This is a genomic window from Candidatus Lernaella stagnicola, from assembly GCA_030765525.1.
In the GTDB taxonomy this organism is placed as follows: domain Bacteria; phylum Lernaellota; class Lernaellaia; order Lernaellales; family Lernaellaceae; genus Lernaella; species Lernaella stagnicola.
In genome coordinates, this window is sequence record JAVCCK010000019.1 from 36,938 (window position 1) to 63,388 (window position 26,451).

The 26,451-nt window shown below is 61.9% G+C and carries 20 protein-coding genes; 9 read left to right on the forward strand and 11 right to left on the reverse strand.

What is annotated here, in order from left to right; genetic code table 11:
• Positions 1-15: 15 nt before the first annotated feature.
• Complete coding sequence (locus tag P9L99_08570) at positions 16-2,805, forward strand: hypothetical protein (GenBank protein ID MDP8223398.1); 2,790 nt, start codon at positions 16-18, stop codon at positions 2,803-2,805.
• A gap of 6 nt (positions 2,806-2,811) precedes the next feature.
• On the opposite strand, the gene P9L99_08575 is transcribed toward P9L99_08570, so the two are convergent.
• On the reverse strand, positions 2,812-3,621 hold the full coding sequence (locus P9L99_08575) for a hypothetical protein (GenBank protein MDP8223399.1): 810 nt from the start codon (positions 3,619-3,621) through the stop codon (positions 2,812-2,814).
• A 163-nt stretch (positions 3,622-3,784) separates the two neighbouring features.
• Here P9L99_08575 and P9L99_08580 point away from each other — a divergent pair, with 163 nt between their 5' ends.
• Entirely contained in the window at positions 3,785-4,537 is a 753-nt protein-coding gene (locus tag P9L99_08580) for a DUF1571 domain-containing protein (GenBank protein ID MDP8223400.1), read from the forward strand.
• A 61-nt stretch (positions 4,538-4,598) separates the two neighbouring features.
• On the opposite strand, the gene P9L99_08585 is transcribed toward P9L99_08580, so the two are convergent.
• The 7 genes from P9L99_08585 to P9L99_08615 form a co-directional block, all read right to left on the reverse strand.
• The gene (locus P9L99_08585; GenBank protein ID MDP8223401.1) at positions 4,599-6,707 is read right to left on the reverse strand and encodes a S8 family serine peptidase; all 2,109 of its coding nucleotides are present in this window, start codon (positions 6,705-6,707) and stop codon (positions 4,599-4,601) included.
• An 86-nt stretch (positions 6,708-6,793) separates the two neighbouring features.
• The gene (locus P9L99_08590) at positions 6,794-7,684 is read right to left on the reverse strand and encodes a GGDEF domain-containing protein (GenBank protein ID MDP8223402.1); all 891 of its coding nucleotides are present in this window, start codon (positions 7,682-7,684) and stop codon (positions 6,794-6,796) included.
• 20 nt (positions 7,685-7,704) lie between these two features.
• On the reverse strand, positions 7,705-11,229 hold the full coding sequence (locus P9L99_08595; GenBank protein ID MDP8223403.1) for a protein kinase: 3,525 nt from the start codon (positions 11,227-11,229) through the stop codon (positions 7,705-7,707).
• A gap of 92 nt (positions 11,230-11,321) precedes the next feature.
• Positions 11,322-12,296 carry a radical SAM protein gene (locus P9L99_08600; GenBank protein ID MDP8223404.1) on the reverse strand — a complete coding sequence of 325 codons (975 nt, stop codon included), beginning with the start codon at positions 12,294-12,296 and terminating at the stop codon, positions 11,322-11,324.
• Between the two features lie 9 nt (positions 12,297-12,305).
• Positions 12,306-13,805 (reverse strand): radical SAM protein, encoded by a 1,500-nt coding sequence (locus tag P9L99_08605; protein MDP8223405.1) that lies wholly within the window; start codon positions 13,803-13,805, stop codon positions 12,306-12,308.
• Between the two features lie 187 nt (positions 13,806-13,992).
• Entirely contained in the window at positions 13,993-15,690 is a 1,698-nt protein-coding gene (locus P9L99_08610; protein ID MDP8223406.1) for a glycosyltransferase family 39 protein, read from the reverse strand.
• Positions 15,674-16,489 carry an SUMF1/EgtB/PvdO family nonheme iron enzyme gene (locus tag P9L99_08615; GenBank protein MDP8223407.1) on the reverse strand — a complete coding sequence of 272 codons (816 nt, stop codon included), beginning with the start codon at positions 16,487-16,489 and terminating at the stop codon, positions 15,674-15,676. Before P9L99_08615 ends, P9L99_08610 begins: the two co-directional genes overlap by 17 nt.
• A 149-nt stretch (positions 16,490-16,638) precedes the next feature.
• Between P9L99_08615 and P9L99_08620 the strand changes: the two genes are divergently transcribed.
• The 3 genes from P9L99_08620 to P9L99_08630 all read left to right on the forward strand — a co-directional run bounded on the left by P9L99_08620 (position 16,639) and on the right by P9L99_08630 (position 18,637).
• Positions 16,639-17,070, forward strand: a complete 432-nt coding sequence (locus P9L99_08620; protein ID MDP8223408.1) for a hypothetical protein — start codon at positions 16,639-16,641, stop codon at positions 17,068-17,070.
• 103 nt (positions 17,071-17,173) lie between these two features.
• A complete protein-coding gene (locus P9L99_08625) occupies positions 17,174-17,680 on the forward strand; it encodes an ATP-binding protein (protein MDP8223409.1) in 507 nt (168 codons plus the stop codon).
• An 18-nt stretch (positions 17,681-17,698) separates the two neighbouring features.
• Positions 17,699-18,637 carry an alpha/beta hydrolase gene (locus P9L99_08630; GenBank protein ID MDP8223410.1) on the forward strand — a complete coding sequence of 313 codons (939 nt, stop codon included), beginning with the start codon at positions 17,699-17,701 and terminating at the stop codon, positions 18,635-18,637.
• A 1-nt stretch (position 18,638) separates the two neighbouring features.
• On the opposite strand, the gene P9L99_08635 is transcribed toward P9L99_08630, so the two are convergent.
• The gene (locus P9L99_08635) at positions 18,639-19,253 is read right to left on the reverse strand and encodes a hypothetical protein (protein MDP8223411.1); all 615 of its coding nucleotides are present in this window, start codon (positions 19,251-19,253) and stop codon (positions 18,639-18,641) included.
• A gap of 126 nt (positions 19,254-19,379) precedes the next feature.
• Between P9L99_08635 and P9L99_08640 the strand changes: the two genes are divergently transcribed.
• From P9L99_08640 to P9L99_08650, 3 genes are all read left to right on the forward strand, one after another.
• Complete coding sequence (locus tag P9L99_08640; GenBank protein ID MDP8223412.1) at positions 19,380-20,978, forward strand: amidohydrolase; 1,599 nt, start codon at positions 19,380-19,382, stop codon at positions 20,976-20,978.
• Between the two features lie 10 nt (positions 20,979-20,988).
• Positions 20,989-21,639, forward strand: a complete 651-nt coding sequence (locus P9L99_08645) for a LysE family transporter (GenBank protein ID MDP8223413.1) — start codon at positions 20,989-20,991, stop codon at positions 21,637-21,639.
• Positions 21,640-21,791: 152 nt separating this feature from the next.
• Complete coding sequence (locus P9L99_08650) at positions 21,792-23,033, forward strand: hypothetical protein (protein MDP8223414.1); 1,242 nt, start codon at positions 21,792-21,794, stop codon at positions 23,031-23,033.
• On the opposite strand, the gene P9L99_08655 is transcribed toward P9L99_08650, so the two are convergent.
• Complete coding sequence (locus P9L99_08655; protein MDP8223415.1) at positions 23,030-25,069, reverse strand: hypothetical protein; 2,040 nt, start codon at positions 25,067-25,069, stop codon at positions 23,030-23,032. The two genes, P9L99_08650 and P9L99_08655, sit on opposite strands and share 4 nt — an antisense overlap.
• 444 nt (positions 25,070-25,513) lie before the next feature.
• On the opposite strand from P9L99_08655, the gene P9L99_08660 reads away from it, so the two are divergent.
• On the forward strand, positions 25,514-25,792 hold the full coding sequence (locus P9L99_08660) for a hypothetical protein (GenBank protein ID MDP8223416.1): 279 nt from the start codon (positions 25,514-25,516) through the stop codon (positions 25,790-25,792).
• 50 nt (positions 25,793-25,842) lie between these two features.
• Here the strand turns inward: P9L99_08660 and P9L99_08665 are convergent, their stop codons facing one another.
• Positions 25,843-26,361: a response regulator gene (locus P9L99_08665; protein MDP8223417.1), complete on the reverse strand. Its 519-nt coding sequence runs from the start codon at positions 26,359-26,361 to the stop codon at positions 25,843-25,845.
• Positions 26,362-26,451 lie beyond the last annotated feature (90 nt).

Consider the following 26,451-nt stretch of genomic DNA (forward strand, 5'->3'; position numbering starts at 1 on the left):
CCGGTGGAGAATGTCATGAAACCTTGCTGGATTGTTTTGGTGATTCTCGCCGCGCTTCTGTGCAGCGCGTGCGCCGTCGATAGCGACGACAACGACGCGGCGGATGGCGATTCCGACCCACCTGCCGACGACGACACGACGGCGGGCGATTCCTTCCACGAGCCCTACCGCCTCGCGATTGTCGGCGGCAATTTTCAAGCGGGACTCGTCGGCGAGGAGCTGCCCGATCCGCTTGAGATACGGCTCACTGACGCGGACGGCGAACCGGTGCTCGGTCAACGCATGCGCTTCATCCGCCTGACCGGTGCCGACGAAGGCCGCGCGACGTTTTCAATGCTGCCGGCCTCAACCGTAACCGACGCCCACGGCATCGCCTCGTGCACGATAACGATCGGCGACACGCCGGGCATGCTGCGCGTGCGGGCTGAACTGGGCGACAACAGCGCGTGGCCGGTAACCTTTCACGCGTCGGCCTACCCCGCCCCGACGAGCCGGCGGCGACCGATTTGTTTTTTGTCGATCAACGATCTGCACGCGCATGTGACCTCGTGGGGGCATCCGAACAACCTGCAGGGCGGCGTGGCGCGGATCGTGCGGTTGATGCAGACCGTGCGGGCCAACAACGCGCGCGTGGGCGTCGAGACGGTGATCGTGGACGCGGGCGACGACTTCGAGAACACGCTTTACAACGACATCCCGGGGTTTCTCGAATGGCTCATCGCGACGTGGGACCGCGCGGGCGTGGACGTGTGGCAGGTGGGCAACCACGACTTTCATTTCGGCATCCCGCTGCTGACCGAGAAACTCCTTGAAGCCCAGAAGCACTTCACGATCGGTGCGAAGGGCCATCCGATGCGCATCGTGTTCGGAAATATCGACCCGCGAACCATGAAGGAAGAGTTTCTGCCGTGGGCCGAGGATTTCGAAGTCGACTTCAACGATTCGCTCGACGAGAAGCTCTATCAGCAAACCACGATTCTGGAAAAAGGGCCGATCCGCGTGGGCATCCTGGGCGCGGTGACCGAAGTGGGTGTCTATACGCAGGTGCCCGGCGACCCGCTTTTTTTGAAGCTCATGGGCGCACCGAATCCTTACGCGCAGGGCGCGACGTTTTTCAACCCGGACCCGCGCAAGCATGAGTACATCAACACCGGCATTGATAATCTCGTGCACGGCGGCGCGCACGCGGTGGTGGTCACCTCGCACGTCGGGCTGGGTTTCGGCGACCGGGTCAACATTCCGCCGGGCAAGGACCACTTGATCGCGCAATACGGCTGCGGGGCGCGCAGCGGGCGGGTGCTGGATCTGCTCATCGGCGCGCACAGCCACGTGCAACTCAACAAGCCGGTGCTCGTGCGCAATCCTCGCGGGACGATCACGCCCATCGTGCAGGCGCGGGAGGGCGGCTTGTTCGCCGCGCGGGTGGACGCCGTGGTGGACGTCGTGGACGGCGGCATGGAGATGCTGGATTCGCGGCTGGTGCAGATCAATTCCGACTTGCCCGAAGACCCGCAAACCGCGGTGGAGGTTGAGCAATGGAAGGTGCGCGGTGCGGAGCAGTACGGTAATTGGTTCGACACGGAACTGATCGCCAGCGATTGTTGGCTGTCGCACCGAGCCGAAACGATTTCCGGTTTGGGCAGCCTAATCAACGACGCGTTCGAGTGGATGTTGGCCGAGGACGAATCGCAGCCGGCGGTGGATGGCGCCATCGCCGTGCCGTCGCTGTATCGGGCCGACATCTGGCCCGGCGTGGTGACGGCCGAGCGGGCCTACGACGTGCTGCCGCTGCACAAGATGGATTTGGAGGGCCACGCGCCGGACACCATCACGATCATGGCCTTTCAGCCGGGGTTGCTCAACGCCTCGATGCTGCTGGTGCCGGGGACGTGGAATTACGAGACCACGGCCATTGAGTACGCGCTGGAAGTGATCCACAGCCTGCCGGACATCTTGGACCTGATCCCGCCGCTGGGCGAGCAGCTCAACATCCAGGTCATTCAAATCTCCGGCGTCGAGTATGAGGTCGATATGACCGCGCCGATGTTTCGCCACGTCGTGCCGGGCTCGGTGCTGATCAACGGCGAGCCGCCGGACCCGGAAAAGGTTTACCAGGTGGCGCTGGTGCACAGCATGGCGCACACGTTGGTGTACGCGCTCAACCGCCTGGTCGTTGCGGAAAAAGAAGGTGAGGGGCTGGTCAAGATATTGCTCGACGACCCCGTTACCGGCGAGCCGATGCACGACACCGGTATCCCCATCTGGCTGGCGTTGCAGGAGTATCTCGACGCCCTGCCCGTCGACGTGCTGCCGCGGGAAGACGTCACCATCACCGGTGCGGATGTGCGCACGATCCAGCCGGACCTGACGGTCAATTCGACCGAAATCGACATCGCGGGTGCGGCGCGTGGCGAGACGGCGACGGTCTCGGTGTTGGTGCGCAATAACGGCCTGCAGGGCGTGCGTCACGCGGTGGCGCGCGTCTACGTTGATGCCACGCCGTGGGATCAAACCGACCAGCCGGACGGTCGCTCTGAGCTTGAGGGGCTGGGTGCAAATTACATCGGTTCGTGGGTGGAGATCGCGCGGGAGGAAATCGCCGTCGGCCCGCATCCGGACGTGGCGCCGCTGTTGGTCGATTGGGACGTGCCGGACAACTGGCCGCCCGGAATGTACACGGCCCACGTGCGCATCGACGAAATCACGTGCGACGAGATCGACGCCAACACCGGCCTACCCTACGCCGACGCATTCCGCGACAACCATTGGGGCGAGCAGGTGATGGCGTATTTCGAGATCGAGTAGCGCGCCTTACTCGGCGAGCGTTTCCAAAAAGACGCTGGCCCAAATTTGGTTGGCGCCGACACGCGGTTGGCCTTTTTTACGACTGTTTTTCGAATACGTGTTGATGAGGCCGTAGGCGCAGCAAGCCTCGCCGTCCCGTTGCGCGGCATCGAATTTATACTTGCCGATGACTTCCAGCGCCCGCTTGCCGTAGTTGGGCCAGGAGGTCTCGAGCAAAAAGGCGTCGCGCACCTTGCCCTTTTCATCCACCGCGATGAGCAGCGACGCCACGTTGAAGTCGGGCGTGGTCTTGCTTCGCGACCAGATTCCCCAGTCCGTTTTGCCGGCGATTTTCGGCGGCGTATAGGATTCCGCAGGCGGCGCGAGCGTGCGACCCATCGCCGCCGTGGTCACAACGCCTTTGACGAACATCGACCGCAGGAAGTCGGACTCGAGGTGCAGCACGCCCGCAGCGCGTCGGGAGGAAAGTTCATCGCGGCGCAGGTCCACAAAGACGACCGCGAAATGCGTACGCTTCTCGTCCCACCCATCAACCCACAACAGATAATCGCTTTCCACGGCGCGCGCCGCATCCCCGGCCTCGGTGAGAGAATAGCCGGGTCGGATTGTGATGCCCTTGGCGCGCAGTTTCATCTTCACCGCCGGCGGCGGGAGCACCTGCCATTTATCGAGTCGCCGCAACTGGTGTTCCGCTTCCTCCATGGCGATGTCGTTCGCCGTGGAACCGCCCCGCCCCAACACAATGATCGACGCTTTCGCCCAGGCCGCGTCGGGAAGCAGCAACAACGAAATAACAACGAATAGAATTCGATGCATCGGCGCCTCTCTTTCCTTTTTGACTTATAGGTACCAAGCCAAAAATCGCCCGGCAGGTCAAGCGGCAGGCGGCGATACGAATGTTTTCACCTCGCGCGCCTTGCAATTCTCGCCCGGTTGTTTAATCGTTTGCCAAATTGTTTTTTGTTGAAAGGATTCGTTCATGGTGTTGCGTACAACTTGTTTTTCCACGGCGTTGTTGTTGCTCATTGGCTTGTTGATTTTCGCCGCGAGCGCGACCGCGGACGAAGATCCGTTGACGACATTCAAAACGGTTCTGGCCAAGGCGGAGCAATCCTACGCCCGCGTAAAACACTTCGAAGGGGAGATCGAAGCACAGGAACGGGTCAAAGGGAAATTGAACGAAAAGGAATTCATCCACTTCCTGATCGTCAAGGAGTCCAAGAGCTTCGCCTACCAGTGGCACAAGGGCGGACGGTACAACGGCCTGGTCGCCTCGCACATCGCCGAACGCGACGGCGAAGACAAGTTCCGCGCCATCGGTACCGGCAAACTGAAGCTCATCGGCGTGCAACACCTGGGATACTATTCCTACATCGTCGACAAGTTTTACCCGCATCATTTCCGCATTCACGAATACGGCATCGGCTTTCTTCTGGGGCGGATGATCAGAGTCCACAAGCGCGCCGAGGCGTTGGCCAAACTTTCCGTGACCGACCGCGGCGTCGTCACCCGGCCCAGCGGCGCGCAAGTTCATCTGTTCGAGACCCGCCTGTCGCCCAATGCCGCCGACGGCCTCGAGTACTCGCGCACGATTCTCGGCTTCAGCCCGGAGCACGATTTGCCGCTGCTCACTGAGTTGTACGATTTTGAAGGCCGTCTGCATTCGCGCTATGAAATCACCGAGCTGACCCTCAACGGCCCCTACGACCAAAGCGCGTTTGATCTGAAATAAGAGCCCCGCATACAAAAAAGGCGGCCCGTTTCCAGGCCGCCTTGTTTTCATCCCGCGTAAATCAGCAGCCGCAGCCGCCGCCGTCGTTATCGTCGTCATCGTCATCGGCGGGGTTGCCGCCGGTCGCGTCATCGTCGCCGGAATCGTCGTCGCCGGAATCGTCGTCGCCGGAATCGTCATCGCCGGCAGAGTCGTCATCGCCGGGCGCTGCGTCCTCCAGGCCGGTAATCACCAACGAAAAACGCTGCGGCCCCTCGGGCACGCCCGCAGCCGTCACGACGATCTCGACGGGCGCTTTGCCGTCGAGGTCGAAGGTGATCTGCTCGACCGGATCGCGCTCGTTCACGGCCCGCGTCGCCAGGTCGCCGGGATTGGCCGGATCGAGCGTCCACGGCAGGATGGTCCCGTCCGCGGCCACCAACGTCAGGTCTAGATCGTTGACCAGCGTGCGCTCCGCCAGCAGCGAGCCGGCAACGTCAGTCCACGCCAAGGTCACTTTGATCGGGTCGCCGGTGGGCTCGAGTTGCAACCGGTACTCTCCGCCTTGATCGAGCGATTCTTCAACGATCAACGCACCGTCGATCAAATCGAGGGTCGCGGGCACGTCCAGCCCGCCGAAACCGTATTGGTAGTCCGGTCCCGGCTGTCCCAACTCGGTGGCGCCATGAATGAACAGCGCTTTCATCGTCGAGGCCCACGCATCTTCGCCGCCGATTTGCCGGCGCCAGTATTCCTGCGCCAACGCGACGGAACCGGTGACGACGGGCGAAGCCATGCTCGTGCCGCACATCGACATGTAGTCCGTGTCGGGTCCGGAAAAGGGTCCGCTGCAACTGACCAAGCCGCCGGTAACCGAGCAGCCCGGCGCGCTGATGTCCGGTCGCATACGGCCGTCGTCGGTCGGCCCCCAACTGGAGAAGGGCGTCATGGATTGGTCTTCTTTGTTGACCGCGCCCACAGTGATGGAATTCTTGGCCGTCGCGGGCGGCGCGGTAGTGTAGTAGGCGTTCCCACAAGCGCCGTCGTTGTTGCCGCGCTCGTTGCCGTTGGCCCACACGATCGTGATGCGGCCGAAGGCTTCGCCGATGATGCCGTCGATCAACTGCGCGGTACGCTCGTAGTCGCCTTCCTTGTCGCAAAAGATCGACCCGAGTTGGGAGATGTTCGAACCGATGGAATTGTTGGACACCGACGCGCCCGCGGCGATGGCGTCGCGGTAGGCGCTCTCCATGTTGCCGGGTTGGTTGTACAACGGCGGTAACGTGGGTATCGGCAGGATCGTCGTGGAGATGATCTCCGCCTCGGGAGCCATCCCGCGCCAGAAGCCGTCCGACGCCGTGCCGTCGCCGGCGATCGTGCAGGAAACGTGCGTGGCGTGGCCGATGATATCCGGCATGGAGAAGCCGCTGGTCGTCACGCGACCGGCGAGATCCGGGTGCGCGTTGGCGCCGGTGGCCGGGGAGCCTCCGTCGAGCACGAACGCTTTCACGCCCGCGCCGCTCACCGAATACGGCGGCTCTTGCGCGATGTCGGCCCCGGTAGTGACGCGCGCCGTGTTCATCATGGGAGCCAACGCCGGTCCGGCCTCGGCGACCCACACGACCTGGTCACGCGCGGCCAGGTTTTCGATTTCCGCCGCGTCGAGCGTGACGATAAAGGAGTTGGTCAGCGTGGCGTAGTCGTGTTGTTCGGCGTCGAAGTCGGCGAGGACCCGTTCAGCCGCCGTGCGGCCGACATCCAAATGAAAACCGACGTCCACCACCCGGCGACCGAATCCGGCGTCGCTATGTGGGGCGAAACGTCCCTCTCGAACGGCGGTGTGCAACTTGTCCGACGCGCGGATTTCACCCACCCACCGCAACGTCGCGCGGTCGCTTTTGGGTAGGGAGACCTCGGCCGCGACAGCCGCGATGTACGCGTTGCCGCCGACGGAACGCAACAGACGAAGCCCACGCGCCGCGAGCTGGTCCCGGGTTGCCGCGTTGGGTAACCGGTCGAATTGCACAAAGGCATGGCGACCGGAGAATTGCGACAGGGCGGCGTCGACGTCGAGTGATGTGGGGGTGAAGTGCCGCGCGTGCAGCCTAACTTCACGATCTGCGGCCATCGCGGAACCGGCCGCGATCACCAACGAAAGCAGGAGGATTAAAACAATCAAACGGTGTTTCATCACGTATCCTTCGAATCACGCGGATCCTCGCATACAAGCCGGAGCAACATGATAAGCATTGTGTCCCAAGACGCCAGAGGCAGCGTTCAGGTATCGTCGCGAACGGGTCTCACGCAGTTTCGGCCGGCAGCTTTGGCTTCGTCGAGGCGGCGGTCGGCTTCGGCGATCCACGCCTCGGCCGACACGTTCTCGCCGTTCGCTTCGGCCAGGCCCATGGAAAGAGTCACGGAAATCGCTTGTTCTTCGAAAGAAAAGTGGGTGCTTTCGACACGCTGGCGCAAGCGCTCGGCAATGGCGATCGCCCCGGTCATGGTCGTCTCGGGGAGCAGCACCGCGAATTTCTCGCCGCCCCACCGGCAGAACACGTCGCCCGCGCGAAGTGCCCCGAACACCAGATTGCCCAGTTGGGTCAGCACGCGGTCGCCGGCGAGTTCGCCGAAACGATCGTTGATGTTTTGGAAGCGGTCGAGATCCATGAACACCAAAGTGATGGGCCGTTTGTAGCGTTTGAGCCGGTACAAGCCGTGCCCGATTTCTTTTTTGAAATGCGACCGGTTAAACGCGCCGGTGAGCGGATCGGTGGTCATGACGCGAACGATCACGGCGTGGTAGGACGTCTCGATGTTGTCGTTGTGCAGGAACTTGAAGAGGCTTCGCCCGATGGCGATGCGGTCGCCGTCCGCCAAACGCTGCCGCGCGATCGGCGTGCCGTTGACGAGCGTGATGTTCGTCGACTCCAAATCGACGATGGACACGCCTTCGGGTTCCGGTTCGAAGCGACAGTGATGCCGCGAAACCGAGGCGTCGGCCAGGTGGATATCGCAGTCCGGGGCGCGGCCGGCTAAAAGCGATTCCTCTTCGATCAGATACCGGCGTCCCGGATACTCGCCGTAAACCATCACGAGACAAGCATAGCCTGAGTTGGCGGAGTCGCCGGTTGGTTCCTGGATTTCCTGCGGACGTGTGGGGTCGTCCATCTTCGCCTCCGAATCCCCGGTTACGGAGCGCGCTTAACCACGCGCTCGGTCCACGGCGCTAAATCCGAACCATTCAAGTGCGCGCCCGCCTCACTTTCGGCCTGCCGCAACAAGCCTTCGGGGTCGCGATGCCAGTAATCGAAATCGATGGGATACACGATGATGTCTTCTTTGTCGTCGACGGCGAATGCGTCACCGCGGGGCGTAAAAGCAATGCTCGCCACTTCGTAGGATACCCGAATCGTCTGTAATAAGCAGCCGGTGTCGGCGTCCCAAAGACGCGCGGTGCGGTCGTCGCTGCCGGTAAGCAGCCGCCGGCCGTCGGGCGAGAACTCCACGTAGTTAACCCACTCGTTGTGCCCGGTGATGACCGCAAGCGGCTCACCGGTTTCAACGCGCCAGAGTCGCACGGTCTTGTCGCGCCCGGAGGACGCAAGGACCTGGCCGTCCGGTGAGAAGCTCACGCCGGACACCCAATGAGTGTGCCCCTCGAGGGTGCGCGCCAGGGTCCGTTTTTCGACATCCCACAAGCGCACCGTTTTATCGAATGCCGCGCCCGCGACGTAGCGCCCGTCGGGCGAAAAATCGATGGTCCAAACGATATCCTTGGCGTCAGTGAACGTGGCGAGAGGCCGCGCGGTTTGCACGTCCCACAAGCGCACGGTTTTGTCGCGCCCGGCCGACGCAAGCAGAAGTCCGTCGGGCGAAAAGGCCAGCGAACGGATCGCGCCTTCGTGGCCGGTCAACGTTGCGATGGGTTGAAGCGTGTCGAGTCGCCAGAGCTTGATCGTGCGGTCGCCGCCGGCCGTGGCGAAGGTAGTGCCGTCGGGCGAAAAGCAAACCGAAAGCACGCCCTGTTCGTGAGCGGGAACGTCGGCGCGCAGCTTACCGGTTTCCATGTCCCACAGTTTCAAGGTGTTGTCCCACGACGCCGAGGCGAGCAAGGCGCCATCGGGCGAGAAGGAAAACGAAACGATGCGATCGTCGTGACCGTGCAGGGTTTTGACCATGTTGAGCCGCGCGACGCGCCACACCTTGATCGTTTTGTCTCCGCTGGCCGAGACGATGTGCTCGTCGCCCGGTTCAAACGCGACGGCAAAAACCCCGTCGGCGTGACCGACGACCGTTTCGATCAGTCGGCGTTGCGGCACGTCCCACAATTTCAGCGTTTTGTCCCAACCGGCGGTCACCAGCCGGCGACCGTCGGCGGAGAAAGCCAAGCCGCGCACGCCGTCGGTGTGTCCTTCCAAGGTGCCGATGCGGCGGCGTGTCTCCACATCCCACAAATGGACCTTGGCGTCCCAGGCGCCGGTCGCCAGGATTTTGCTGTCGGGGGTGAAGGCGGCGGCGGTGATTTCGTCGTCGTGACCGCGCAACACGGCGACAGTGCGGCCGGTGACGGCGTCACGCAGGCGAATGGTTTTGTCGCGACCGACTGTGGCCAGCCAGCGCCCATCGGGGGAGAAGGTGACGTCTTCCACGACGCCTTGGTGGTCGTCCCAAGTGGCCACGGCGACGCCGTCGGCGAGGTTCCACAGGCGCAGGGTTTTGTCACGCCCGACCGAAGCGGCCACGTCGCCCTTCGGAGAAACCGCGACGGCCCGCACTTCGCCGACGTGACCGGTCAAAGTGCCGAGTCTCTCGCCGGTTTGGGGGTTCCACACGATCAAGACGCCGTCACGACCGGCCGAGATCAGTCGCGTTCCGCCGGCAAAAAAAGCGACGTCGCGCACGCTGTCGGCATGGCCGGTCAGAACGCGGATCGGGCGATGGAAGCGGGCGTGCCAGATTCGAATCACTTTATCGCCGCCCGCCGAGGCGAGCAGTGAGCCGTCGGGCGAATAGGCCACGGCGGTGACATTGTCGGTGTGGCCGACCAGAACGTCATCGAAACTCAAATATCCATGCACCGCGGCTTGATACAGCACGGAGTGCGACGGCGAGACGCGCAACGCGGCGTCGGTTTGCTCCATGTTCGACAACTGCGGGTAGCGGTAGGGGCCGAAAGGATTGTAGGGGTTGTGAACCAGCGACGCGGCGGAAAACACCTTGGCCACCAGGAAGTCGCGGCGGCCGAACGCTTCCAGCGCCTTTTCGGACAGGAAGTTGGCGATGTTGAAGTGGACTTCGCGCTCGTTTCGTTCCGCCGTTTCCAGCGCCGTGCGCGCCGCGCCGTAAGCACGCCAGACGAGCGCCGAGCCGACAACCAGCGTCACGGCAAGCAGCGCGATCAATGCGCTGAGCGCTTTGTTTTTTCTCACGAAGCGGCGCAGGAGTTCCAGCGAACCGTATTCGTAGGCGGCGATGCGGTGACCGGCGCGAAAGGCGTGCACCTCTTCGGCAAGTTCGCCCGCGGTTTCGTAGCGCTCACCGGGGTCGCGACACAACGCCTTTTCGGCCACCGCGGCCAAATCCGGCGGGGCTTCGGCGCACACTTCGCGCACGGGCCGCACGGTTTCGCTTTTAACCCGGTCGATGATCTCGCTGGGCACGCGCCCTTCGAAGGGGCTGCTGCCGGTGAGGATTTTGTAGAGCACCGCCCCGAGCGACCAGACGTCCGAGCGCTCGTCGATCTGCTCGATGAGGCCTTCGGCTTGCTCGGGACTCATGTAGGTCGGCGTGCCGATCGCCTGGCCGACGACCGTGTGGCCGGCGACGCGCAACTGCTCGACGCTGCGTTCGATTTCCAGGCCGCGATCGTCGCGCTGACCGCGCACTTTGGCCAAGCCCCAATCGAGCACGACGGTCACTCCGAAGCGGCCAAGCATGATGTTGCTCGGCTTGACGTCGCGGTGGATCACGCCACGCGAGTGCGCGTAGGCGAGCGCTTGGCAAACGTCTTCAAAGTGCCCCAACAACTGCAGGCGGTCGTCGAGATTGCGGCAGGCGGCGAGCGCTTCGTCCAAGGTGTCGCCACGCACGAGCTTCATGGTGTAGTAGAAGGTGCCGTCGTCGCGGCGGCCGATTTCGTAAACCGGGACGATGCTGGGGTGCTCGAGTTGCCCGGTGACGCGCGCCTCACGCAGAAAGCGGGCCGTGCGGGCCAAGGCCACGCGTTGGAGCTGTTCGTATTCGGAGTCCGACGCGTCGTCCGGCTCAACAAAGGGCAGCAGTTCCTTGACGGCCACTTCGCGCGCCAGGTGGTCGTCGAACGCCACCAGTACCCGCCCCAGCGCACCGCGCCCGATTTCCGCCGCATTCTTGTCCGGCGCTCGAAACACGTAGCGACCCGCCGCCTCGGGCGTGGCGGGCAGCAACGCTTCATCCTCGGAATCGGCCGCCGTCGAGTCGTCGGACAGTCCGGCTAGAAGGGAGGGCGTTGAATCGATCTGGGCTTGAATGCGAGCCTCGTACAATTCGCGGGCCATCATGTCGAGGATGTCACGCTGGGCGGTGGAGATCGCGCCCTCGGCCACGAGCACCTCGAGAAAATCGGCCGGACCGGCGGCGGTCATCCGGGCGGCGTATTCCTTGGCCCGGGTGGCGTCGATCGCGCCCATTTCGATGGCCAGCAAGGCCAGGAAGAGATTTCGGTTGCGGCTCACGCATCCTCCGGCGACTCCGACGCGAGACACAAGAGACGTGTCCGACCCGCGCCGGGTAAACGGATCATCGGCGAAAACCCGTCACCACTTGATTACCCTAGGATATCACGACCGGCCGGTTTCTGTTCGCCGGTGAAAATGTCGCATTGGCGGCACGCGTTGGGCGGATCGGCGAAAAAGCGTCGGAACTCGGGCGAACGCCAGATGTCGATGAGCGGCGTCTCAGTAAGATTACCGAACGTCACGCTGCGGAGCCTACAGCACGGCGTGACGTTGCCGTCCACATCGATATACGCGTGAAAAAGCGAGCGCAAACACAAGCGGTCGCCGTGTGTGGCCAGCCGCAACGGCCAGGACGGAGCGTTGATCGCCAGAACGCGCGTGCGACCCTTGGCGGCCCGCCGCGCGGCGTGGATGATGGCGATTTCCTCATCGGGTCCGGCTCGGGCCACGCCGGTCGTGAACCCGGTATCCAGACGCAGCAAGTTGACGATATCGACGCCGGTCCGACCGGCCAATTCGACCACCGCGGCGATTTGATCGGCGGCGCCGGGACGCATCGTCGTTTGCATCACCAGGCGCAGTTGCGAACCCCGGCGGGCGTCGGCGAAGGCGCGCAAGTTGGCCAGTGTTTTGGCGGAAGCGGGGTGGCCCGTACCGGCCTCGCCGTCCACCGCATCCAGCGACAGGGAGACGGCGGCGACACCGAGCTGCGCCAGTTCGCGCACCAACTCGGGCGTTAGACCTTCGCCGTTGGTCGTCAGGCGCAGCTTTGTGCGGGGCGCGGCGGTACGAAACGCGGCGATCGACTCCAGCAGGCGCGGGTGCAGCAGCGTCTCGCCCCAGCCGCAGAGTCCCAGGTGTCGGACGCCGTCGAGGTTGCGCGCCAGAGCTGCCACGACCTCGTCGGACATGTGCCGCTCCGGGGCGCCGTTTTCGCGGCGCAGGCAGAAGCCGCAATGCCAGTCGCATACGTTGGTGAACTCGACCTGTAGATCGCGCGGGCGGCGGCTGCGACGTCGCGTCAATCCGGCGAGAAACGCGGCGGCTTTTTCGTAGGCAAGCATGGACCCCGCCTACGGCTTGTCGTCGAGCGCCAGGCGCACGGTGGCATCCTGCCGCTTTTGCGGCGACCAGTTGCGGTGCAGCCAGACGCTGAGGATTTTCATGTGCTTCCAGCGCATGTTCAACAAGTCTTTAAGAATGCCGCCGTACACGCGGCGGAAGAAGGTGCGCGCCACGTAATCGCCGCGCCACATTTTCCAGAAATTGCGGGGGTGGATCAGGGCCAGCAGCGCCGCGCCGGCAAAGCGGCTTTTTTGTATCCGGGTGTGATGCCGAAACGCCGGGATGAAACGGTTGTGATAGAACATATCCCGCATTTCGTAGCCCTCTTGGATCAGGGTGTCGGCGGCAGGGACGCCCGGCATCGGGATATAGCGGCAGTGGGTCGTCATATCCGCCACCTGGAACAATCCGCGATAGGGCCAAACATCGTGATCGGTGAAATCGTAGTCGCGGACAAACAAGCCGTAGACGAACACTCCGTGGGCGCGAAGACGACGGTACACCTCGCGGTATTCAGGCAAACCAAGGCCGACGTCTTTGTCGAAATCCTGCAGCATTCGTTGGTCGAGATTCTCGAAGCCGACCAATGCCATCTTCAGGCCCCCGGCCGCGGCGGCGTCGACCCAATCGGGATAGCGATAGATCGTTTCGGGGCGAATGAGCGCCCACATAGCCATGTCGAGATTTTTTGTCTGCTCAAATATTTCTTTGTCGCGCTCGCGGTGTGCACCGAAATTGTCGTCGGCAATGAGCAACTGCCGCACGCCACGCGCGTGCAGGTCGCGCAGTTCTTCCGCGACGCGCGCGGCGCTCTTGAAACGCTGGCGACGACGCCACATCGTACTCACGCAGCAAAACGTGCAACCGTGGCCGCAACCGCGAGCCGTTTCCAACGAGGCGGAACGGCCGTGCGGTGCCATGCCCAAGTCGTAGAGAGAGAAATCCACAACATCCCATCGCGGCAACGGCAGATCGTCCAACGAATGAACAAACTCGCGGTCGGCCTCGACCACGGTGCGTTCGCCGTCGCGCCACGTAACCCCGGCGATGCCCGCCGGCGACTCTCCCGCCAGATAGCGCTGGGTCAATTCGGCGAAAGCTTGTTCCCCTTCTTGGCGAACGACGGCATCCACGCCGTGTTCCAACCAACGCTCGGCAAACATCGTGGCATGGTGCCCGCCCATGATGATTTTGGTGCGGGGCGCCAGTTGGCGGATGGCGCGGATTTGCATGTGGGTGTTCAGCGCGGTGACCGGCGAGACCACGCCCAAGGCGACGATCGGAAAATCGGCGGCCAGGCGTCCGAGCGCTTCCGGCGTGGCGCCGGGTTCGAAAACGCCATCATAGAACGCTACGCCTTCGCGCGGCACGGCGCCGGCCAGGGCGGGAAAGGTCGCGGCGGGGCAACGATACAAGTGGCGGCAGAAATCGTCCGCAATCGGCCAGGCATGATACCCGGGGGCCGGTTTCGCCAGCAGAATGGTCGGTTTGCCTTGAGGAGGGATCATGTCGCGTTTTTTTCCATTCAGCCGTTACCGCCGACGACCGGTGACGCAAGCAGCGACACTGCGAAACACGTCGACGAGGTTCCGCTGCCGGATCGTTTTACTTGCCGCAAGCTACTCGCATCATCACGAAAAGACTTACTTTTTGCAGCGCTAACGGTAGCAAATGCGCTGTGGGGTGACAAGCGAACTAATTCGGAGCCGGAGCGCTTTGGTCCAGCGGCGACAACGGCGGCGCGACCGACGAAGGCGGCGGCCCCTGAGGTTCCACCGGTTTGCCCGGCGGGGTAAGCGCTTTGTCGCAGGCACCGCGGTTGACCCGATACAACACGACCGGTCCAACTTTCGCCGCCGGTTGCAGCAGCCAGGATTGGGCGGCCTCGCGCGACGGATCGTCCGTGCGATGCAGTCGAATGATGCGGTCGGTGCTGTCATACAGAAAAGCGGTTGCCGGAACGCGGCACAAGAAGGTCGTCAAATCGGCGCGGTAAAACCCCTGCCCCTTCTGTGACTGATCGTTGGAGGGGATGGAACGATCCTCGAAATACCAATCATAGTGAATCAGGTGAGGATCTTCCAAACCGAAGGCCGGATTGTTGGTGGCAAAGAGCGTTCCCTCTCCGAACTCGGCGTGCAAGCGATCGACGGCGGCGGCTGATTCGGCGCGCGTCAACAGACGGCGGTCGCCCTGACTTTGCCAATCGTAGTAACGCCAATCCCGGGCAAAGGGCGGCGCCGCTTTCCATGCCAGACCGGTAAGCGCCAAAACGAGCACCAAGGCTCCCAATGCGCGACGCAAGCGCGGCCGCGGGCCCGGGTCGGTGACGGCGTCGGTCACCGCGACGAAAAGAGCGCCGAGCAACAGCGGGGCGAAGGGCAGGAAATACCGCGCCTGTTCATCGCCGCGCCACGCGGTGAACACGAGGCATAAAACGAAAATCGCCAGCAGGACAAGCATGCGGCGCACTCGCACGGCGCGTTCGGGTTGGCGACGGTCGAAGGCGACGACCAAGGCCGCGACCGGCAAAAGCGGCGTAAAGAGAATCGGCAGTTCGGCCAGCCATTCCAGCGCCGCCGCCGCGGCGCGAAACACGATCGTGACCAGCACGAGGCCCGGACCGGCTTGGTCCACCCATTCCGGCGGCAATTGCAGCAAGATCGTGACAAGGTTGAACGCCGAATGGAACCCGGCGAGGAGAAGGCCGCCGCCGCCCCCGTCGCTACCCAGCGTGCCGAGTAGCTTCACTAAGAGAATGGGCAAAACAAACGCCGCCAACACGCGCCAGAGCAACGCGCGACGCGGGCGCCAACGTCGCTCGAACAACAGCAGCGCCAACGCCCCGATAAACAGGAAGAGTCCGAGGACCTTGACCAAGTAAGCCGCGGCCAGCCACAAACCTAAACGCACCGGTCGTGGCGGTCGCGCCGGGTCGGCGTCGGGGAACAACTCAGCCAGGGCCATGGCGCCGCAAAAGGCAAAAGCGGCATCATGGTTGGCGAGCAACGCGGAAAACAGGAAGCGCGGAAAAACCAATAGGGCGGCGGCTGAAAACAGCGCGGCGTCCTCGCGTCGAAACAAACGCCAACTCAGCCGGTAGGCGCTCCAAACGAATCCCGCCGTAAACAACGCAGCCAGCACGTGTCCGGCGCGAAAGGCGGAACCGAACAGCAGCGCCGCAGCCCGCAGCAACAGAACGTAGCCGACCGGCCGCTGCCGGGCTTCCCAATCCGCGTGGTCGGTGTCGACCAGGAACAGCCCGTCATGCTCCAACCCCCACGGCACATCGTGCACCCACAAATTGACCGCCAGCACGACGGCCATGCAGCCCAGAGCGGCGATCAGTACGTGCCGCCCGTAGCGCGGTCCCTGGTCACCGGCCGGCGGCACAGCGGAATCCTTGATCGGCGTTGGTTGCGTCCAAATCGGAATGCGAGCGATTGAAGGTCGTCAGCTTATCGGGGCTGGACATAAACGACCCGCCGCGCAGCACGTGGAGTCGGTCGATCCAAGGCACGGGCAATGTGAAGCGGTGCTCCTTGTACGCGTCGGGTTCGTATGGGTCGGCGACCCACTCGCGAATGTTACCGGCCATGTCCAGCGCGCCGTACACCGACCCGCCTTCGGGGAACGCGCCGACGGGTTGCGACTTGACCGGCAATCCCACGGTAGCGGCGCGGTCATTGACGCGATTCGTGTCGAATCCATCGCCCCACGGATAAGCCAGGCCGCCGGGACCGCGGGCCGCTTTTTCCCATTCAGCTTCGGTGGGCAAGCGTTTGCCTCGAGCACGGCAGTAGGCGTCGGCTTGTTCCCAGGTGACCGGGTACGCGGGGTGCTCGCCCAGTTCGGGTCGCAGCCCGGCTTCGGTCCACAGCGGCGGACCGGGCGGCGGAGCGTCTTGTTGTCGCAGGAAAGCGTCGAACTCAGCCGCGGTGACTTCCATGCAATCGATCCAAAAGACGGGCAGCCATCGGCGGCGGATCGGCATTTGATCGGGGTTGTCGTTGCCGCCCATGACAAAGGAACCGGCTGATACCAGCACCATCCCCGCCCGCTCTCCCTGACCGTCGATTCGGGCCGGCAGGTCACCCGGCGCCGCGTGCACGCGCAGGATTTCGATCCAGTCCACGGCGGTCAACAACACCGGCACGGCGGCCAGGATGAGAAAGGCAATCAGACGTTTCACGTGGGTGGACCCGTCCTGCTTGGTTTGGTGGTTATGTGTGATGATTATAAACCCGACGCGCTCGGTCGCAACGGCATCTGTGTGCTTACCTTGCAAGGCGGGGCATAACTATCTATTTTGAGGCGCAACGCAATGCAGGAGGTATCACGTTGAAACGCACGCGATTTGTTTTTGTGGTCATGGCGTTGGCGTTCGGTTTGATATTCTTTGCGGGCTGTACGGAAAAATCATCGACGCCCACCGGACAACCGCAACCGCCCGGCGTGGGGGCGGGGCCGGGAAGCCCACCACCGCCGCCGGGAGGAGTGCCGGCGACGACGCCTCCCGAAGAGTTAAAGATGCAACACCCGCTGAAAGGCGATGCGTGCATGCAGCTTTGCGGCCGGCTATGTCCCTTTGTCACCAAGTGCCGTTACAACGATTACAAGAAAGCCGATGTGTGCGTAAGCGACTGCAAGGAAGCCTGCAAAGCAGACAAGATTCCCACCAAATATCAGGACTGCGAGCAGCATAAGGACGACTGTGCGCAACTGGAAGCCTGCTTGAAGAAGGCCGACGAGGAAGACCGCGTCACCAAGTGAGGCGGCGACCGGCGCAGATATTGATGCGGGGGGCGAGTCTCTGCTACAGTCGCCTGCCCGTTAGCGGCACACTCTCATACGTCATCGGTTTGGAGCGAGAGAAATGATCGTCGTTTGTTACGGCTTGCCCGGCACGGGTAAAACGACCGTCGGTCGCGCCCTGGCCCGCCAACTGGACTGTCCTTCGCTGGGCACGGACGTGGTGCGGCGCCGCATCCTGCCCAATCCAACCTATACCTTCGAAGAGCGCGCGATGATTTACCGGGCGCTGTTTTACATCATCGAATTGGTGCACGAATACGGCATTGACGTGGTGATCGACAGTACTTTCACGCGCAATATGCTGCGCAAGCAAATCGTGGAACTGGCCGGCCGCATCGACACGCCGCTGTTTTTCGTGGAATGCCAATGCGACCGGGAGACGGCGATCTCGCGCATTCGCACACGCTTTAGTCCCGAGTCCGACGCCCGCGCGGAAACTTACGACCAACTCATGGAAAACTGGGATGCGAATCCGTATCCCTTTCTGGCCATCGATACGTTGCAGCCGGTGGAGAAGAACATCGCGCTGATCAAGAAGCACATCACCAGCACATTGTCGAAACGATAATTCCTGTCGAGGAACAACATGCACTACCTCCCGCGCTCTTTGGTTCGTCTGCTCATTCTCACGGTGGCGATTTCTCTGGTTGGTTGTTTGGCCGACAGCAAGGTCGCCGACAAGGAATGGAACGCCTACGTCGGCCCGCACCGGCACGATCTTGCCTTGGACGGCTACAAGCTCCACTACATCGACATCGGACGCGGCGAGCCGGTCTTTTTGCTGCACGGCTTCGCCGCCAACACGTATTCGTGGAAACGAAATGCGCAACCGATTGTCGACGCGGGTTTCCGGGTGATCCTGGTCGACCTGCCGGGGCAAGGCTTTTCCGGTGTCCCGCCCAAAAATTACGCTGCAAGCGTGGAGAATATTGCCGGCGCGGTGCTGCAATTGGCGGATCACCTAAAACTCGATAAGTTCAACGTCGTGGGCGTTTCGATGGGCGGCGGGCTGACACTGTACCTGACTTGGAAACACCCCGACCGCATCAAGCGCTCCGTCGTCTTGGACCCGGCAAGTTTCGACCAGGAAGTCCCCCTCGTCCTGCGAATGCTCACCACGCCGGGTCTCGGCGCCGTCCTGGCCGAGGTAAACGGTCGCTGGACGGTGGAAAACTCGCTGAAAAAAATCACCGTGCAGCGCGATTTCCTGACCAAGACCTTCGTGGATGAATACACGCGGCCGCTTACCAAGCCCGGTTTCAACCAGTTCATACGCCGGTTGATGAGCGATTTCTTCTCGCCCGAGTTCGCGCGCATGGTCGCCAACTACGACACGATCAAGCGCCCCATGCTGATCATTTGGGGCAAGCAGGACCCGTGGATCCCGCTGGAATTCGGCGAACGCCTGCACGCGCTGGTGCCCGATTCGGAATTGCTGGTGATCGACGACTGCGGTCACATGGTGCAGGCCGAACGGCCCGAGGTGGTCAACCCGGCCGTCATCGACTTCTTAAGCGGCAAGTGATCTATTTCAATTTCCTGAAAATGCGATCGTTGTACGCGGCGTCGGCGGCCAATTCGGCGCCCCAGTCCCGGGCCACGCGCGGCGAGTCGCGGAAATCCTCGTAGAGTTGACGCGCCAGTTCGGTGCGGCTGATTCCCGTCGGCGCCACCCGAATATCGTATTCGGCCATGCTGAGGTCGAAATCGGTATTCAACACCGTCTCGGAATCGATCTCGTAAGCCTTGAGCGCCGCGTTGATGCGTTCGGGCGTCGTACGGAAGCGGCGTCCTAAATCGTGGATGTTTTGCGGGCGGTAGCCGTCGGCCGCCGTCAGCCCAAGATGATAGGCCGCGAAAAGCGCGAAGGGATCGATGCCGTCGATGAGTTTGTAGTCCCGCCGCGGCGGCACCACACCCTTGCGTTTGCCGGCCGCGCTCCCACGCGGTTTATCCGACAAGTTGGTGTCGGTCATCGCCTCGTGATCGATATAGGCCGACATGTCTTTCTTTCCGACCGGCGGTGCGGGCGGCGCTTTCTCGCCCACGGGCGGCGCGGTCAGATCTTTCGTCTCGACCGCCGGCGCGGGCGGCTCTTTCTTCTTGCGGCGTCGCACGACGCGGGATTTGCTGTCGGACATGATTCCCCCCCCGGTTTTCGGCGCTCACGACTGTAAGCTAGCACGCGCCGTATCGCAAGAAAACATTGACCGCCGCCGGTTCGAGCTTACAATGATGGTTTCATCGCGGCGCAGCCGGGAGAAAGCATGAATCACCTCTTGTACAACGCCGATGTCTACAACGTGGACGAACATCAGCCCCACGCGGTCGCGGTCGCCATCGCCGATGAAACCATCATCGCCGTGGGGTCCGAAAGCGAATGCCGCCGGGCGCTCGGTCGCGTTGACGAGACGCACGATTTGCGGGGCGCGGCGTTGCTGCCCGGTTTTATCGACACGCATATGCACCCCACGGTGCTGATCTATTACGACATGAACCTTAACCTGCGCGGCGCGGGCACGATGGCCGAGGTGCAGGACAAGCTGCGCGTCATCGCGGCCGAAAAGGGACCGGACGAGTGGATCGTCGGCCTCGACTTCGACGAAGCGAACCTGGACGAACCCCGCCTGCCGACCCGCCACGATCTCGATGTCGCCTGCCCCGACCGGCCGGTGCTGCTGATCAAGCATGACGGACACACCGTGATCGCCAACACCGAGGCCATCAGCCGCTGCGGCGTCACCGCCGAGACCCCCGACCCACCGGGAGGGCGGATCGACCGCGAGCCGTCGGGCTTTCCCGCGGGACCCTTCCGGGAAAATGCCGCCACGATAGCTAAGGCCGGCGCGCCCCTTCCGGCGGTCGAATCGCTGGTCGAGGGGGCGCGGCACACCTTCGGTCGCTTGGCGGCGGCGGGCATCACGTCGATCGGCGCGGTGCTGCAAACCGACGATTACGGCCCGGCCGGGGAAGCCGGGGCGATGGACGTGATGGGCCTTTCCATGCTGCTTGGCGAGGCGGCGCCGCTAAACGTTTACGGCCTGCTTTTTGCCGATTCGCTCGCGAAGATCGAAGTCGCGCGGCAGTCGCCGTTGCACCGGGAAGAGCGCGGCGGGCACTACCTCGGCGCACTCAAGATCATCGTGGACGGCACCCTCGGTTCGCGCACGGCGTACATGACCGAGCCCTTCGCCGACGCGCCCGAGCGAAGCGGCTTTCTGCTGTGCGACGAAGAGGAAATCGTCGGCCGCATGCGTTTGGCCCACGTCGGCGGCCTGCAAATCGCGGCGCACGCCATCGGCGACCGCGCGGTGGCGCTATGTTTGGACGTCATCGAGAAACTGCAGCGCGAACATCCGCGACCTGACGCGCGTCACCGCATCGAGCACGCCTCGCTGCTGAATCCGGAATTGATCGCCCGAATGGCGCGGCTGGGCGTCTTGGTTTCAACTCAGCCGATGTTCATTCATTCGGAAAAGCACTGGCTGGAAAAATGCCTCGGACCCGAACGCGCCCGATGGGTCTATCCGCTGCGGGCCTTGGTCGACGCGGGCGTGCGCGTGGCCGGCGCTTCGGATGCCCCGGTGGAATCCATCGACGTGCTGGGCGCCCTGTCTTGCTGCGTGACCCGGGAAGGTTTTCAAACGCAACAAGGCCTGACGGCCGCCGAAGCGATTCGCATGTACACGATCGACGCGGCGTATCTGCAGGGCGAGGAGCGAGTCAAGGGAAGCATCACGCCGGGCAAGCGCGCCGACCTGGTCGTGCTGGACCAAAATCCGACCGCCGTTCCTCCCGAGCACATTGCCGACCTGCGGGTGCTGCGAACGATGTGCGGCGGCCGATTCACTTTTACGGCGACGTAGCGAGAACGTCATGGAACTGGTGCTCAAGCTGGCGGGCTTATTTTTCACTTCCTTCGTGATCGGATTTTCCGGCGCGATCATGCCGGGTCCACTACTTACGGTGACCCTCGCCGAAACCCCCCGTCGCGGTGCATGGACCGGGCCGTTGATGGTGTTGGGGCACGCCATGTTGGAAGGCGGCTTGGTCGCCGCGATAGCGCTTGGTTTGGCGTCGTTTCTGCAAAACGAGCTCGTCATCGGCCTGATTGCCCTGGCCGGCGGCGGGATGTTGTTTTGGATGGGCCAGGCGATGCTGCGTTCGGCGCCGCACCTTTCGCTCGAGCCGGAATCGGCGGTACCGGAGAAGCGCCTGCATCCGATCGTATCAGGAATTTTAGCTTCGATTTCAAACCCTTACTGGACCCTCTGGTGGGCGACGATCGGCTTTTCTTACATCGTCATTGGGTTGGAATTCGGCGTGATTGGGGTCGTGGTCTTTTTCTTGGGCCATATTTTGGCCGATTTGGTGTGGTATTCGCTTATCAGCGTCGGACTAACAAAGGGAAAGCGCTTGATGGGCGATCGCTTCTATCGAGGATTGCTGGCTTTTTGCGGCGTGGCGTTGATCGGATTTGGGCTCTGGTTTGTCGTGACCGGCGTTCGTTACGTGAATTTCTTCTGACCCATAACCTCTTCTTGTTGAATTGTCCCAATAAGAACTATTACGAATAGGCCTTGTGGATTGGAACGGAAAGACTTATTGTTTACACGAACTGAATGGTCATTCATTCGCGTAGTCGGGTCAAACAACGTGAGGAAAGGGAACCAGATCATATGACACGGCTACGCCAACATATCTTTGTATTTATCACCGCAGTTGTAGCTTTATTGTTTGTCTTCGGTTGCGGCGGTTCGCTTTCCGACCGCGACGAAGGCGGCAACGATGACGCGTCGATCTCCCCGGTCGACGCCGCGGGCCCCGCTGACGACGATGATCAGCCCGGCGACGATGACGACCAACCCGGCGACCAAAGCAACGAAAACATCGACAACGACCACGGCGACGGTATCTATACGCTGCCGATGGGCGATAACCCGGCAATGGAATACGGTCCTTACGAAGTCGAAGTGCGGGTTATCGACCTGCCGAACGAGAAAACGGGCGGCCGCAGCGGGCAAACCGCGTATTTCTATATTCCGAAAGGCGGCGCGCACAACAGCGCCCCCTTCCCGACGATCGTTTGGGGTCACGGTATGCTCACGGCCTACCATCCCGAAGGCCAACAAGAGATTTTCTACCGCCAGGCGAGCAAGGGCTACCTGGTGATCTACCCGAACATGGAAGTGCCGATCAATTTCTCCGAGCACAACATCCTCAATAACGTCATGACGTACTTGCAAGCGGCGCGCGAAGCCGTACGCCTCGGCGCGGCGGACCCCGAACACATCGTTTTCGGCGGTTACAGCATGGGCGGGCGTGTGGCGGCGTTGGCCACGGCGTTGACCACGAGCCTGGATCCGCTGAATCTATGGCCGGATCCCGAAGCGTGTATTTACGAAGCCATGCGCGACGTGAGCAACGCCGGCGGTTGGTGGGTGGAGATGGGCATTCCCGGACCGCAGCCCAGCGACTGGGCGTCGCTCATTGACTCCTCGATTCCGCAAACGGTAATCGTCGCCGAAGAGGACGCGGTCAACCCGAATTACGACCCGGTGAGCGGCGAGCCGATCAACGGCGTGTATTTCTTCCGGCAACTGCAAAGCGATTTCGCACAGTTGATCACGTTGAAAAGCGGCACCACGCGGCGCGACGAAGCGGCTCACGACGCCTTCCACGCCATGGATTCCAATTCACTGGATGCCTTGGATCTCTGGGGACACATGAAGATCGTGGCGGGCGTCGCTTCGTTCCACTTCGCCTCCGGCAGCCGCCACTGGGCTTACGGTTTCATGCGCGGCGTTGGTGGCTTGGATCACAACAACGTGCCGATCATTCACGAAGTGTATGAGATGCACTACGGGGTGGTCGAGGCCGAGGCCGAACCTGCGCCGGAGACCAGCGAACTGTCGAACTAATCCCTGTTGAGCGGATTGATCACCGTCGCCCGCCCTTTCTGGTAGGCGGTTCGGAAGAATGCACCCATTTGCCGGTGCCCTTCGGTGAAGAAATCCGCTTCCGGCGTGCGCATGAACACGTGGTTGTCCGTGTCGTATTGGAAGGTCGCCGGCCCTTCGAAGGGTGTATCGGCGACCATGATGTCATCGATGCGCCACACGTAGGGTCGCATCAGCGTCGTACCGACCGATCGGGCCAGTTCCGCCTCCCCCAGTGCGCCGGTGATATTGTCGGCGGCGGGCATCATGTGCAGCAAATTGATATCGCTCTGCCGTTCGAAGAATGGATCATCCAGCACATGCGCCGAGTAGGCGAAAGGATCTCCCGCTTCCCCCACGGCTAATTGGAGTTGGTAGAACAGCGCGACTTCGCTTTCATACTCGAATTGGAATGTATATTCGAAGAAATCCAACAAGGCGCTGATCACCCCGACCATGAAGCCGTCCATGTTGCCGTCGAGTACTGAGCTACGCCAATTCGCGGCGGCCGACATCAGACAGTAAGTATCGATGTCGGGCTCGACAGCCGCGAGGATCGTACCGTGCGCCGCGCCCATCGAAATACCGGCGAACATGATCGTCTCGACGTCTAGATCCGGCCGCTGGTCGCCGTCGCTGACCGAGGGGGCCAGGTCAAGCCGGTCGAACTGCTGCACGACGTGCTTCAGCCACATCATGTCGGCCACTCCCTGGCGGTAGTTGTCGCGCATACGTTGGGGCGAAAGCACAGGTGTGAAGGCCAGGAAACGCCCGACGAGACCTAAGAATTCGGGTAGGACACTCAGCACCGGCCCGCGGTCGCCGTGGAAGGTCCAATCGATCGCCACGGTGGCGAAACCATTTCGCGCCAGCGTTTCGTAAATCGGCGTGCTGCGGATGCGGTCGCCCAACAGGCCGTGTCCGAAGAGCACAACCGGAAACGGAGCGCTGAATTCTTCGGTTTCTTTGGGCAGCGTCAGGCGCAGCGTGACCTTTTCCCAATCGGCAGGCATCGGGTTGCCGTTTTCATCGGTGCGGAAGGTGCCGGTGTGTCGCCAATTGACGGTTTGATACGTCGTTTCCCACACCGAGTCGACGCCGGGGGTGTCTTTCGTGTCCACACGTCGCCAGCCGCTGATTTTCGGCGGTTCAACGGCCGCCCATTCATTTTGCTGATGGCGAATACTCGTCAGGTCGTGGGAGACCCATTGCGTCCGGAACACCGTGGCGCTGGCCAATTGGCTACGGCTCAGGCCGTATTGATCGTAGAATTCCTGGAAATAAGGCGCCAGATTGCGGCGATACGGTTCGAGAATGTCATATTCTTCGTGGCTGGGGTCGGGTATCGGCGACATAATGTACTGCAAGTGGTCGGGGACCGTATATTCATCGCAAAATTCGGTGCAAAGGGTGTTCTGCACGATGCACATATAGGTCGTGTTCTCGGCAAACGGCAGGTACGGCACGGCCTGGATCACCTGCACGTCGGACAGGTAAGTAACCTTAAGCGGCCACAACTTGCCGTGTTGGGGGTGGTTTTCGTCTTCCAGGACAGCGCAGAGTACCGCATCATCGCGGTTGGGAATCTCGGTACCGCGCAAGTAGGCCGGGTTCGGCGGCGTCTGGGCATGGAACCACACGGGGGCCGTAACTCCGAAACCGTCCATTTTAAGCATATCGGTCAGGAAAAGGCCCGCAGCCTCGAACACCGGGTCGAGAAAAGTCGTGATTTGTCCAGTAGTATTAAGCCGGTACCCCGACGGGGCCGAATTCGATTCACGCATAAAGATGATCGACGGGAAAGGCACGTTGCGCGAGCCGGGCGTGAGGTCGAAGGACAGATAATACTCGCCATCGCCCGCCTCGGTGTCGTCGTCACCCACGCCCGCGGCGTCGTCGTCGCCCGCCTCGGCCGCGTTGTCGTGATCGCCGTGGGATTCTTCGCCGCACGCGGCGGCCAGCAACAGCAATACCAACGCGAAAAGAAAAACGGTTTTGGAGGGTGCCAAACGCTTCATTTGTCCAATCCGACTCACCAAAGTTCGAATACCGAGAATTCGCTCTACAACCGATGCATATTTTACACCAATTCGGCAGGCGCTTTCAACACGTGAGCTACGCCCGGACGAACTACCCCACGGACGGCGACAGCGCCACATAACATGTTGAATTAACAGTTTATCCGTCGATCACACGGCCGTGCAAATAAGCGCGGCATCGGCGATGCCCGTCGCTATCCTTATACCAAAAAACCACTGCTTGGTAACGAAAATCTGCCATTCTCCATGCAAAAAGTAGCCATCGGGTTCATCAGAGCGCCGAAAAGTCACCAAAGCGAAGAAAATGAGCCAAACTACTTTTGTTTATCGGCGGCCGTAAGTTCTTCGCCCAGGGCTCGACTATCGTATTGTAGTCGCAAGAAATGGTTCGTCGCTAAAAACCAGAAAATAAAGGAAAGAACAATGAAAAAGAAAACAATCCTTCTGGCCGCCGTGTTCGTGTTGGCTTTCGCTTTCACCGCTTTCGCCGGATTTTACCCCTCTGACCCCTTCTACGAAGCCGAAGGCGACCAGAATTACGTCTCCGATGAGGCCAACACCAGCGCCAACATCGTTGAATTCATGAACAAAGCTCCGCGGGCTTTCCAGGAAACACCGGCTGCCGACGCCGATGCGATCTTGAACGCTGCCATCGAAGCGGGTCCGAACCGGACCTACACGGGCTTCCCGAACGACGCCTAAAGAAATAAACACGAAGCGCCCGGCTTCATGACTAAACGCGGGCGGCGGTTTCAAACGAAACCGTCGTCTTTTTTTGTGTCCGACACGAGGCGTTCCAGCTCTAAGAGACGCAGTTCGAGTCGGCGGTGCTCGAGCGCCTTACGGACAATGGCTTTGACGTAATCGACCGAGCACGGTTTCGGGATGACATCGAAGGCGCCGGCCAAAAACGCCGCGCCGGCAAGTTCGGGGGCGCCGGCCGGCGATACTGCAAGCAGCACGGTATGCTCTCCGCGCTTACGCAAACGGCGCAGTATCTTCAAGCAGCCGCAAGCGGGAATCAGCAGGTTCATGATGACGATTGCGTGGCGGGTCGGATTGAACAACGCCAAGCCCCCTGCCTCGTCGGCGGCAATATCCACAGCCATGCACTCTTCGGCTAAGCAGCCTAGCATCGTGGTTCGAAACGGCGTGTCCTGTTCGATCAATAGAACACGCGGCGCGGGTTGCGCGGGCGGCAACACGGCGCACGGCAGCGGACCCAACGCGAGGATCGTGGGTCCCACGGCATGAATGGGCGGGAAAAACATCGCGCCATGCTCCTTCTGGCCTGCGTAGAAATCCGCCGTCACGCATCTCACGTCATGGCAAGCGTGACGTTCCGATTGCTCCGATCACAA

Excerpts from the sequence above, each read along its gene's own strand:
- P9L99_08570 (MDP8223398.1), top strand. The coding sequence starts at position 16 with ATGAAACCTTGCTGGATTGTTTTGGTGATTCTCGCCGCGCTTCTGTGC.
- P9L99_08575 (MDP8223399.1), bottom strand. The coding sequence starts at position 3,621 with ATGCATCGAATTCTATTCGTTGTTATTTCGTTGTTGCTGCTTCCCGAC.
- P9L99_08580 (MDP8223400.1), top strand. The coding sequence starts at position 3,785 with ATGGTGTTGCGTACAACTTGTTTTTCCACGGCGTTGTTGTTGCTCATT.
- P9L99_08585 (MDP8223401.1), bottom strand. The coding sequence starts at position 6,707 with ATGAAACACCGTTTGATTGTTTTAATCCTCCTGCTTTCGTTGGTGATC.
- P9L99_08590 (MDP8223402.1), bottom strand. The coding sequence starts at position 7,684 with ATGGACGACCCCACACGTCCGCAGGAAATCCAGGAACCAACCGGCGAC.
- P9L99_08600 (MDP8223404.1), bottom strand. The coding sequence starts at position 12,296 with ATGCTTGCCTACGAAAAAGCCGCCGCGTTTCTCGCCGGATTGACGCGA.
- P9L99_08605 (MDP8223405.1), bottom strand. The coding sequence starts at position 13,805 with ATGATCCCTCCTCAAGGCAAACCGACCATTCTGCTGGCGAAACCGGCC.
- P9L99_08625 (MDP8223409.1), top strand. The coding sequence starts at position 17,174 with ATGATCGTCGTTTGTTACGGCTTGCCCGGCACGGGTAAAACGACCGTC.
- P9L99_08630 (MDP8223410.1), top strand. The coding sequence starts at position 17,699 with ATGCACTACCTCCCGCGCTCTTTGGTTCGTCTGCTCATTCTCACGGTG.
- P9L99_08635 (MDP8223411.1), bottom strand. The coding sequence starts at position 19,253 with ATGTCCGACAGCAAATCCCGCGTCGTGCGACGCCGCAAGAAGAAAGAG.
- P9L99_08640 (MDP8223412.1), top strand. The coding sequence starts at position 19,380 with ATGAATCACCTCTTGTACAACGCCGATGTCTACAACGTGGACGAACAT.
- P9L99_08645 (MDP8223413.1), top strand. The coding sequence starts at position 20,989 with ATGGAACTGGTGCTCAAGCTGGCGGGCTTATTTTTCACTTCCTTCGTG.
- P9L99_08650 (MDP8223414.1), top strand. The coding sequence starts at position 21,792 with ATGACACGGCTACGCCAACATATCTTTGTATTTATCACCGCAGTTGTA.
- P9L99_08655 (MDP8223415.1), bottom strand. The coding sequence starts at position 25,069 with ATGAAGCGTTTGGCACCCTCCAAAACCGTTTTTCTTTTCGCGTTGGTA.
- P9L99_08660 (MDP8223416.1), top strand. The coding sequence starts at position 25,514 with ATGAAAAAGAAAACAATCCTTCTGGCCGCCGTGTTCGTGTTGGCTTTC.
- P9L99_08665 (MDP8223417.1), bottom strand. The coding sequence starts at position 26,361 with ATGTTTTTCCCGCCCATTCATGCCGTGGGACCCACGATCCTCGCGTTG.